General features: G+C 72.9%; 9 protein-coding genes. 8 read left to right on the top strand and 1 reads right to left on the bottom strand.

The genetic code is table 11. The features are described 5' to 3' along the window. Positions 1-14: 14 nt before the first annotated feature. Positions 15-479 carry a metallopeptidase family protein gene (locus tag ACIGHB_RS34050; RefSeq protein ID WP_360319571.1) on the bottom strand — a complete coding sequence of 155 codons (465 nt, stop codon included), beginning with the start codon at positions 477-479 and terminating at the stop codon, positions 15-17. A 298-nt stretch (positions 480-777) separates the two neighbouring features. On the opposite strand from ACIGHB_RS34050, the gene ACIGHB_RS34055 reads away from it, so the two are divergent. The 8 genes from ACIGHB_RS34055 (at position 778) to ACIGHB_RS34090 (ending at position 9,380) form a co-directional block, all read left to right on the top strand. Continuing rightward, a complete protein-coding gene (locus ACIGHB_RS34055) occupies positions 778-1,206 on the top strand; it encodes a DUF3499 domain-containing protein (protein ID WP_360319594.1) in 429 nt (142 codons plus the stop codon). Positions 1,207-1,331: 125 nt separating this feature from the next. After that, positions 1,332-2,693 carry a phosphomannomutase/phosphoglucomutase gene (locus tag ACIGHB_RS34060; RefSeq protein WP_388883836.1) on the top strand — a complete coding sequence of 454 codons (1,362 nt, stop codon included), beginning with the start codon at positions 1,332-1,334 and terminating at the stop codon, positions 2,691-2,693. Positions 2,694-2,792: 99 nt separating this feature from the next. Then, complete coding sequence (locus ACIGHB_RS34065) at positions 2,793-2,975, top strand: Trm112 family protein (RefSeq protein ID WP_360319567.1); 183 nt, start codon at positions 2,793-2,795, stop codon at positions 2,973-2,975. A 325-nt stretch (positions 2,976-3,300) separates the two neighbouring features. Beyond that, positions 3,301-4,449, top strand: a complete 1,149-nt coding sequence (locus tag ACIGHB_RS34070) for an SIS domain-containing protein (RefSeq protein WP_399918695.1) — start codon at positions 3,301-3,303, stop codon at positions 4,447-4,449. A gap of 253 nt (positions 4,450-4,702) precedes the next feature. Continuing rightward, positions 4,703-5,854 (top strand): mannose-6-phosphate isomerase, class I, encoded by a 1,152-nt coding sequence (gene manA / locus ACIGHB_RS34075; protein ID WP_360319563.1) that lies wholly within the window; start codon positions 4,703-4,705, stop codon positions 5,852-5,854. A gap of 78 nt (positions 5,855-5,932) precedes the next feature. Further along, positions 5,933-6,898, top strand: a complete 966-nt coding sequence (locus tag ACIGHB_RS34080) for a cation diffusion facilitator family transporter (protein WP_360319561.1) — start codon at positions 5,933-5,935, stop codon at positions 6,896-6,898. Between the two features lie 302 nt (positions 6,899-7,200). Further along, the gene (gene ahcY / locus ACIGHB_RS34085; protein WP_360319559.1) at positions 7,201-8,655 is read left to right on the top strand and encodes an adenosylhomocysteinase; all 1,455 of its coding nucleotides are present in this window, start codon (positions 7,201-7,203) and stop codon (positions 8,653-8,655) included. 107 nt (positions 8,656-8,762) lie between these two features. Continuing rightward, a complete protein-coding gene (locus tag ACIGHB_RS34090) occupies positions 8,763-9,380 on the top strand; it encodes a hypothetical protein (RefSeq protein ID WP_399918698.1) in 618 nt (205 codons plus the stop codon). Positions 9,381-9,706 lie beyond the last annotated feature (326 nt).

The following is a 9,706-nucleotide window of genomic DNA, read 5'->3' on the forward strand; positions in this document are numbered from 1 at the left end:
GCCCGTACCGCCGCTCAGTCCTGCCCGTACCGCGGATCGACCGACTCGGGGGAGAGGCCGAGCAGCTCGGCCACCTGCTCCACCACGACCTCGTGCACCAGCACCGCCCGCTCGTCGCGCGTCTTGGACCGGATCTCGACCGGCCGCCGGTAGACCACCACCTTGGCGGGCTCCCGCTTCTCCGCCGGCACCGAACCGCCCAGCGGCACCGTCTCGCCGGACACCGACGGAGGCACCTCCATGATCATGAACTCGACGTCCTGAAGCTGCGGCCAGCGCCGCTCCAGCCGCTCCACCGAGTCCAGGACCAGATCGCGGAAGGTGTCGGCCCGGCTCACCGACAGCGGGACCTGCGGCGGCGCGACCGGCCCCCGCATCCCGCGGCCGTGCCGGTCACGGCGGCGCACCCGCGGCTCGGCCGGCGGTTCCCCGGAGCTCTGCGGGGGGCCCGGCGGCCCGGGCGGCACAGGAGTGTCCATCACTGACGCAGCGTAACTCTCCTGGGTCACTCCGCACCGTGGCGTGGACTCGCCGATCGGCGCGCCCCACCCCGCCCGCACCCCCACCCCCTGTCGAAACCTGAACATTCCGGCCGCTCCGAGGAACGATTCGGCACCCGCCCGCGATCGGCCGACCGGCCGCCCCTGACCGGATTCCTCTCCCACCTTGTCCGGAACGCCCCCCGTACCACCCCCATGCGCCCCCTCCGCCGCAGGTCAGCACGGCCACCACTCGAACGGGGGTGTCGGACGTCACACCGCGACACGGTGGAGTGACCTGGGGGAGAGTCGTCGCGGCCCGCTCAAGAGTGCGGTACCGTCCAACGTCGTGAGCCCTGTACGTCGCTGTTCGCGCACCGCGTGCGGCCGCCCTGCCGTCGCGACACTGACGTACGTCTATGCCGACTCGACCGCGGTCCTCGGCCCGCTCGCCACCTACGCCGAGCCCCACTGCTACGACCTGTGCGCCGAGCACAGCGAGCGCCTCACCGCCCCGCGCGGCTGGGAGGTCGTGCGGCTCTCCGACGGCTCCGCCCCCACCCGCCCCAGCGGCGACGACCTCGAAGCCCTGGCCAACGCGGTCCGGGAAGCGGCCCGCCCCCAGGAGCGCGCCGCCGAGGCCGGCAAGCCCGGCGGCCGGGGCGCCGACCCCATGGAGGTCGGCCGCCGCGGACACCTCCGGGTGCTCCGTTCCCCCGACAACTGACCCCCGGCCACCCTCCCGGAGTCCACAACCGGCCACCGCCGCGTGCCCCACCCCCCGTCCCGGGTAGTTTGGGCGTTCCGCACACGCGCCGCACACGCGTGCAAAGAACTCAGGAGGGTGGATCCGTGACTGCCGATCTGTCGCAGATCGTGAAGGCGTACGACGTCCGCGGGGTCGTCCCGGACCAGTGGGACGAGAAGCTCGCCGAACTCTTCGGCGCCGCCTTCGTCCGCGTGACCGGAGCCGACGCCGTCGTCGTCGGCCACGACATGCGCCCCTCCTCGCCCGGCCTCTCCGACGCCTTCGCCCGCGGCGCCGCCCGCCTCGGCGCCGACGTCACCCTCATCGGGCTCTGCTCCACCGACCAGCTGTACTTCGCCTCCGGCAGCCTCGGCCTGCCCGGCGCCATGTTCACCGCCTCGCACAACCCGGCCCAGTACAACGGCATCAAGATGTGCCGCGCCGGCGCCGCCCCCGTCGGCCAGGACACCGGCCTCGCCGACATCCGCGCCCTCGCCGAGCGCTGGCTGGAGGAGGGCGCCCCCGAGGCCGCCGCCACCCCCGGCACCGTCACCGAGCGGGACACCCTCGCCGACTACGCCGCCCACCTCAAGGCGCTCGTCGACCTCACCGCGATCCGCCCGCTCAAGGTCGTCGTCGACGCCGGCAACGGCATGGGCGGCCACACCGTCCCCACCGTCTTCGACGGCCTCCCGCTCGACACCGTCCCGATGTACTTCGAACTCGACGGCACCTTCCCCAACCACGAGGCCAACCCCCTCGACCCGAAGAACATCGTCGACCTCCAGGCCCGCGTCCGCGCCGAGGGCGCCGACCTCGGCCTCGCCTTCGACGGCGACGCCGACCGCTGCTTCGTCGTCGACGAGCGCGGCGAGCCCGTCTCCCCCTCCGCGATCACCGCCCTCGTCGCCGCCCGCGAACTCGCCAAGCACCCCGGCGGAACGATCATCCACAACCTGATCACCTCCTGGTCCGTCCCCGAGGTCGTCCGCGAGAACGGCGGCACCCCCGTCCGCACCCGCGTCGGCCACTCCTTCATCAAGGAGGAGATGGCCACCTCCGGCGCCATCTTCGGCGGCGAGCACTCCGCGCACTACTACTTCAAGGACTTCTGGAACGCCGACACCGGCATGCTCGCCGCCCTCCACGTCCTCGCCGCCCTCGGCGGCCAGGAGGGCCCGCTCTCCGAGCTCGTCGCCGCCTACGACCGCTACACCGGCTCCGGCGAGATCAACTCCACCGTCGCCGACCAGACCGCCCGCACCGCCGCCGTCAAGGCCGCCTACGGCGACCGGGACGGCATCACCCTCGACGAGCTCGACGGCCTCACCGTCGCCTCCGCCGACTGGTGGTTCAACCTCCGCCCCTCCAACACCGAGCCGCTGCTGCGCCTCAACGTCGAGGCCCGCGACGAGGCCACCATGGCCAAGATCCGCGACGAGGTCCTCGCCCTCGTCCGCGCCTGACCCTCCGGGGGCCGGGGAGCCGCCGCTCGCCGAGCCGCGACTCCCCGCCCCCGGCGGTAGGCTGACCAGCACCATTCACTTGGTACGAAGGGACACCCCATGCCGCTCGAAGCCGGCCTCCTGGAGATCCTGGCCTGCCCGGCCTGCCACGCTCCGCTGAACGACCGCACGGCGGACGAGACCCCCGAGCTGGTCTGCGCCTCCCCCGACTGCGGCCTCGCCTACCCCGTCCGCGACGCCATCCCCGTCCTCCTGGTAGACGAAGCCCGCCACCCCGCCTGACACCCGGCGGGGTCGGCATTCCGCGACGCGTCCGGCTTGTGGGCAGGCGTTCCGCCGCCGCGCCTGTTTGCGGGCAGGCGTCCGCCGTCCGCGCCAGTTTGTGGGCAGGCGTTCCGCAAGGGCGGAACGGGTGGGCACAAACCCCCCAGGGCGGCGCCCGCTCCCGTGCCCCGGCCCCGCTGCACCCGCACTGCCCCCGGGCCCGCACAGCACAGGCACCGCACCGCCCCGCGCCGAGCCGCACCCGGGCCCGGGCCCGCATCGCAACAGGCACCCGCACCGCCCCCGCGCCGCAGGCACCCGCACCCCGCACCCCGGAGGTCACATGCTGGACGAGACCCTGCTCGACGCCCCGGACGCCCTCGCCCTGGCCGACCGCCGCGGCCTCCTCCGCGGCGCCGCGGAGGCCGGCGCCCGGGTCCGCACCGCCGCCCGCCACGCCACCGAGGCCGGCATCGCCGACCTCCACCCCGAGGGCCGCCCCCGCGCCGTCCTCGTCGCCGGCCCCGGCACCGCCGCCGCCGGCGTCGCCGACCTGATCGGCGCCCTCGCCGGCGCCTCCGCCCCCGTCGTACGCCTCGCACCCACCGGCGTCGCCCCCGCCCCCGGCGCCCTCCGCTGGACCCTGCCCGGCTGGGCCGGCTCCGTCGACCTGCTCCTGCTGCCCACCACCGACGGCTCCGAACCCGGCCTCGCCCTCCTCGCCGACCAGGCGTACCGCCGCGGCATCACCGTCGTCGCCGTCGCCCCCAAGGGCTCCCCGCTCTCCGAAGCCGTCAGCGGCTCCCGCGGCCTCTTCGTCCCGCTCGCCATGGCCCCCCACGAGGAACCCGACGAGTACGGCGAGAACCTCGCCGCCAGCCCCGGCGCCCTGTGGGCCCTCTTCACCCCCCTCCTCGCCCTCCTCGACCGCGTCGGCCTCCTCGAAGCCCCGCCCGAGGCACTGGAGCGCGTCGCCGACCGGCTCGACCGCACCGCCGAACGCTGCGGCCCGGCCATCGCCACCTACTCCAACCCGGCCAAGACCCTCGCCGCCGAACTCGCCGAGTCCCAGCCGCTGATCTGGACCGAAGGCGACGCCGCGGGACCCGCCGGCCGGCGCTTCGCCGCCGTCCTCGCCGAACTCGCCGGCCTCCCCGCCCTCGCCGCCGAACTCCCCGAGGCGCTCCCCGCCCACGGCCTCCTGCTCGCCGGCGCCTACGCCGCCGCGGCCGACCCCGACGACTTCTTCCGCGACCGCGTCGAGGAACCCCAGGCCCTCCGCACCCGCGTCGTCCTCCTCCGCGACCGCCCCGCCGGCGGCCTCAGCGCCGCCCCCGCCGCCCGCGAACTCGCCCTCGGCCACGACACCGCGATCAGCGAACTCGAACCCGAGGAGGGCGACGCCCTGGAAACCCTCGCGGAACTCCTCGCCGTCACCGACTTCGCCGCCGTCTACCTCTCCCTGGCGACCTCAGGACACATGGCCCCCTGACCCGGAGCCCACCACGGAGCCGGCCACCCACGGCCCGGCCCACCCCGCGCGGCACACCACCCGCGCGGCACGACACGGCGACACGGCCGGCCGCGGCACCCCCGGCGTACCACCCCGGACACCCGCCCGCCCCCTCCCGGACGCCCGCGTGTCACCCACCCCCTGTCATCTGTCGTCTGGCACCGCCGTCCGTCATCCGGCACCGCCACCGTCACGCACCACACCGCACCGCCCCGAGGAACTGGAAGCCACCATGGAACGCCTCGTCAACACCGTCCGCCCCTACGCCTGGGGCTCCACGACGGCCATCCCGGAACTGCTCGGCACCGCCCCCACCGGCGAGCCGCAGGCCGAGATGTGGATGGGCGCCCACCCCGGTGCCCCCTCCCTCACCCCCCGGGGCCCGCTCAACGACGTGATCGACGCCGACCCCGTACGCGAACTCGGCCAGGCCACCACCGACAAGTTCGGCCCCCGCCTGCCCTTCCTCCTCAAGCTCCTCGCCGCCGGCGCCCCCCTCTCCCTCCAGGTCCACCCCGACCTGGCACAGGCCCGCGCCGGCCACGCGGCGGAGGAGGCCGCCGGCATCCCGCTGGACGCCCCCCACCGCACGTACAAGGACGCCAACCACAAGCCCGAGATGATCTGCGCCCTCACCCCCTTCGAGGGATTCTGCGGATTCCGTCCCCCCGCCGAGGCCGCCGACACCCTCGCCGCCCTCGGCGTCGACTCCCTCAAGCCCTACGCGGACCTCCTCCTCGCCCACCCGGAGGAGGCCGCCCTCCGCGAGGTCCTCACGGCGCTGCTCACCGCCGACCCCGACGAGATGGCCCACACCGTCACCGAGGCCGCCGCGGCCGCCGACCGCCTCGGCGGCGCCCTCACCCCGTACGCCGTCCTCGCCCACCACTTCCCGGGCGACCCCGGCGTCATCGCCGCGATGCTCCTCCACCACGTCCGGCTCCAGCCCGGCGAGGCCCTCTACCTGGGCGCCGGCGTCCCCCACGCGTACGTCTCCGGCCTCGGCGTCGAGATCATGGCCAACAGCGACAACGTCCTGCGCTGCGGCCTCACCCCCAAGCACGTCGACGTCCCCGAACTCCTCCGCGTCGTCCGCTTCGAGCCCGGCGACCCCGGCGTCCTGCGCCCCGAGGCGTCCGCGACGGGCGAGGAGGTCTACGAGACCCCCATCGACGAGTTCCGGCTCTCCCGCCTCGTACGCGCCGAGGGCGCGGCCCCCACCGACCTCACCGCCCCCACCCCGCAGATCCTCCTCGCCACCGCCGGCCGCCCGAAGGCGGGAGAAATCACCCTGTCCCCGGGCGAATCCGTCTTCGTCCCCGCCGGCGAGCGTGTCGAACTCACCGGAGCGGGCACGGTGTTCCGCGCGACCGTCGTGGCCTGATGCAACAATGACCGGCCGTACCACGGCCAAGGGCCACGGCCACCGGGCCGGAGCATCGACGAAGGGAACAGCAGACCCATGAGCGCGTCAGGCGGAACCAAGGCGATCGTGGCGGCACTCGCCGCCAACCTCGCGATCGCCGTAGCCAAGTTCGTGGCGTTCCTCTTCAGTGGCTCGTCCTCGATGCTCGCCGAGAGCGTCCACTCCCTCGCCGACTCCGGCAACCAGGGCCTGCTCCTCCTCGGCGGCAAGAAGGCCCAGCGCGAGGCCACCCCCCAGCACCCCTTCGGCTACGGCCGCGAGCGGTACATCTACGCCTTCCTCGTCTCCATCGTCCTCTTCTCCGTCGGCGGCATGTTCGCCATCTACGAGGGCTACGAGAAGATCAAGCACCCCCACGCCATCGAGGCGTGGTACTGGCCGGTCGGCGTCCTCGTCTTCGCGATCATCGCCGAGTCCTTCTCCTTCCGCACCGCCATCAAGGAGTCGAACGCCATCCGCGGCGGCCTGACCTGGACCCAGTTCGTCCGCCGCGCCAAGGCCCCCGAGCTCCCCGTCGTCCTCCTGGAGGACCTCGGCGCCCTCGTCGGCCTCATCCTCGCCCTCGGCGGCGTCGGCCTCGCTCTCCTCACCGGCGACGGCATCTGGGACGGCATCGGCACCCTCTGCATCGGCGTCCTCCTCATCCTCATCGCGATCGTCCTCGCCCTGGAGACCAAGTCGCTGCTCCTCGGCGAAGCCGCCGGCCTCGACGACGTCAAGAAGATCGAGGACGCGATCGTCGACGGCGAGACCGTCACCCGCCTCATCCACATGCGCACCCTCCACCTCGGCCCGGAGGAACTCCTCGTCGCCGCCAAGATCGCCGTCGCGACCGACGAGACCGCCCCCCAGGTCGCGCGCGCCATCAACGCCGCCGAGGAACGCATCCGCGCCGCCGTCCCCATCGCCCGGGTCATCTACCTGGAGCCGGACATCTACGACGACGCCGCGGCCGCCGCCGGAGCGAACCCGGCCAAGAGCCCGGGCGGATCCGGCCACTGACCCCCCGCACCACCCGCCGAACACCCTGACGAGGCCCCCGGAGCGCACCACGCCGCTCCGGGGGCCTCGCCCGTACGGCCTGCGGCCGGTGCGCCGATCGGTGTAGATTCGGGACGAGCCAGACGTCGCTGCTGATGGCGGTCGGGCGGCCCCCCAGGGGACCGGCCGAGGGAGAGAGGGCCTCCGACGACTGCACCGCGAACCACCCGGGCATTCGTGTGCCCGCAGGTGCCTCGACCGCGGTGTCAGGCGCCACCACCGACCCCTCGCAACTCGATATCCCACGAGGAGCAGCACCCGTCATGACGACTGCCGCACAGCAGGACTTCAAGGTCGCCGACCTCTCCCTCGCCGCCTTCGGCCGCAAGGAGATCACCCTCGCCGAGCACGAGATGCCCGGCCTGATGTCGATCCGCCGCGAGTACGCCGAGGCCCAGCCCCTCGCCGGCGCCCGCATCACCGGCTCCCTCCACATGACGGTGCAGACCGCCGTCCTCATCGAGACCCTCGTCGCCCTCGGCGCCGACGTCCGCTGGGCCTCTTGCAACATCTTCTCCACCCAGGACCACGCCGCCGCGGCCATCGCCGTCGGCCCGAACGGCACCCCGGAGAACCCGCAGGGCGTCCCGGTCTTCGCCTGGAAGGGCGAGACCCTGGAGGAGTACTGGTGGTGCACCGAGCAGGCGCTGACCTGGCCGAACACCCCCACCGGCGGCCCGAACATGATCCTGGACGACGGCGGTGACGCCACCCTCCTCGTCCACAAGGGCGTCGAGTTCGAGAAGGCCGGCTCCGCCCCGGACCCGGCCACCGCGGACAGCGAGGAGTACGGCTACATCCTCCGCCTCCTCAACCGCACCCTCGCCGAGTCCCCGCAGAAGTGGACCCAGCTGGCGTCCGAGATCCGCGGCGTCACCGAGGAGACCACCACCGGCGTGCACCGTCTCTACGAGATGATGCAGAACGGCACCCTCCTCTTCCCGGCGATCAACGTGAACGACGCCGTGACGAAGTCGAAGTTCGACAACAAGTACGGCTGCCGTCACTCGCTCATCGACGGCATCAACCGCGCCACCGATGTCCTCATCGGTGGCAAGACGGCCGTGGTCTTCGGCTACGGCGACGTCGGCAAGGGCTGCGCCGAGTCGCTGCGCGGCCAGGGCGCCCGTGTGATCGTGACGGAGATCGACCCGATCTGCGCGCTCCAGGCGGCGATGGACGGCTACCAGGTGGCGACCCTGGACGACGTGGTGGAGACGGCGGACATCTTCATCACCACGACGGGCAACAAGGACATCATCATGGCGTCCGACATCGCCCGCATGAAGCACCAGGCGATCGTGGGCAACATCGGCCACTTCGACAACGAGATCGACATGGCCGGCCTGGCCAGGATCCCGGGCATCGTCAAGGACGAGGTCAAGCCCCAGGTCCACACCTGGACCTTCGAGGACGGCAAGGTCGTCATCGTCCTCTCCGAGGGCCGTCTGCTGAACCTGGGCAACGCCACCGGCCACCCGTCCTTCGTGATGTCGAACTCCTTCGCGGACCAGACCCTGGCCCAGATCGAGCTCTTCACCAAGCCGGAGCAGTACCCCACCGAGGTCTACACCCTCCCGAAGCACCTCGACGAGAAGGTCGCCCGCCTCCACCTCGACGCCCTCGGCGTCAAGCTGACGACCCTCCGCCCGGAGCAGGCCGCCTACATCGGCGTCAAGGTCGAGGGCCCGTACAAGCCGGACCACTACCGCTACTGACGCCACCGGCGCCACCGCGCCCACGCGTCACCGGCCCACCGAGTCAGGCCCCCGGCACCACGGTGCCGGGGGCCTGCCCCTTTCCCGCCCCACCCCACCGAGGACCCATGCCCCGCGGCCGCTACTCGCTCCACGACCCGCACGACCACACCCCCCTCGGCGAGGAGCACTTCCACTGCGCCCCCGGCCCCTCCGGCTGGCGCTACGTCTCCCAGATCACCACCCCGGCCGGCGACCACCACGGCTCCGTCGACCTGGCCGTCGACGAACTCGGCCGCCCGATCCGCCTGGAACTCCACGCGGCGAGCTGGCAGGTCCGCGGCGCCGCCCTCGACGGCGTCACCTGGGTCCGCACCGACCCCACCGGCACCCACGCCACCGAGGGAAACGTCCGCGCCCACGCCTTCACCGGTACGTCCCCGGCCTTCCTCATCGCCCTCACCCGGCTGCTGCGCCTCGACCCCGGCGCCCCGGAGATCCGCGTCCGTCTCGTCGCCTTCACGGACCCGGTCCTCGCCCCGCTCACCGTCGACCAGTCCTGGACCCTGCGGAAGCGCGAGACCCACCCCACCGACGACGGCCCCCTGACCGTGGACGAGTACCAGGTCGGCGCCCTCGACACGGGCGAGCGCCACACCGTCCACATCGCCGGCGACGTCGTCCTCGCCGCCCCCGGTATCGAGCTGGAGGACCTCGACACCCCGCCCTCCGTCTTCCCCGCCTGAGCACGGCCCCGCGACCGCCCCGCGACCGCCCCGCGCCGATGTGCGTCGGCCCCCGCGGAGCTGGTACTGTCCTCCGGTGCCCGCAAAAACCGTTGACACGGTGGCCGCGGGGAGGTAGATTCAGATGGTTGCCTGGAGCTGGACAGCTCGGCAGCAATCAACTAGAGTCTGACTCACTCCCGATTCTCATCGGAAATCAAGAAAAGCCACCGATTAGGTAGCCGGAAATGATTCTGATAAAGTCGGAAAGCGCCGGAAGGCCCCGAGAAAAACAAATCGGGACCGGAAAGCACCGAGGAAATCGGATCGGAAAGATCTGATAGAGT

The sequence above is a fragment of the Streptomyces sp. NPDC085460 genome (genome assembly GCF_044541975.1).
Classification (GTDB): Bacteria; Actinomycetota; Actinomycetes; order Streptomycetales; family Streptomycetaceae; genus Streptomyces.

Coding starts and splice junctions, on each gene's coding strand:
- ACIGHB_RS34050 (WP_360319571.1), bottom strand. CDS start 479: ATGGACACTCCTGTGCCGCCCGGGCCGCCGGGCCCCCCGCAGAGCTCC.
- ACIGHB_RS34065 (WP_360319567.1), top strand. CDS start 2,793: ATGCCGCTCGAAGCCGGCCTCCTGGAGATCCTGGCCTGCCCGGCCTGC.
- ACIGHB_RS34070 (WP_399918695.1), top strand. CDS start 3,301: ATGCTGGACGAGACCCTGCTCGACGCCCCGGACGCCCTCGCCCTGGCC.
- manA (WP_360319563.1), top strand. CDS start 4,703: ATGGAACGCCTCGTCAACACCGTCCGCCCCTACGCCTGGGGCTCCACG.
- ACIGHB_RS34080 (WP_360319561.1), top strand. CDS start 5,933: ATGAGCGCGTCAGGCGGAACCAAGGCGATCGTGGCGGCACTCGCCGCC.
- ahcY (WP_360319559.1), top strand. CDS start 7,201: ATGACGACTGCCGCACAGCAGGACTTCAAGGTCGCCGACCTCTCCCTC.
- ACIGHB_RS34090 (WP_399918698.1), top strand. CDS start 8,763: ATGCCCCGCGGCCGCTACTCGCTCCACGACCCGCACGACCACACCCCC.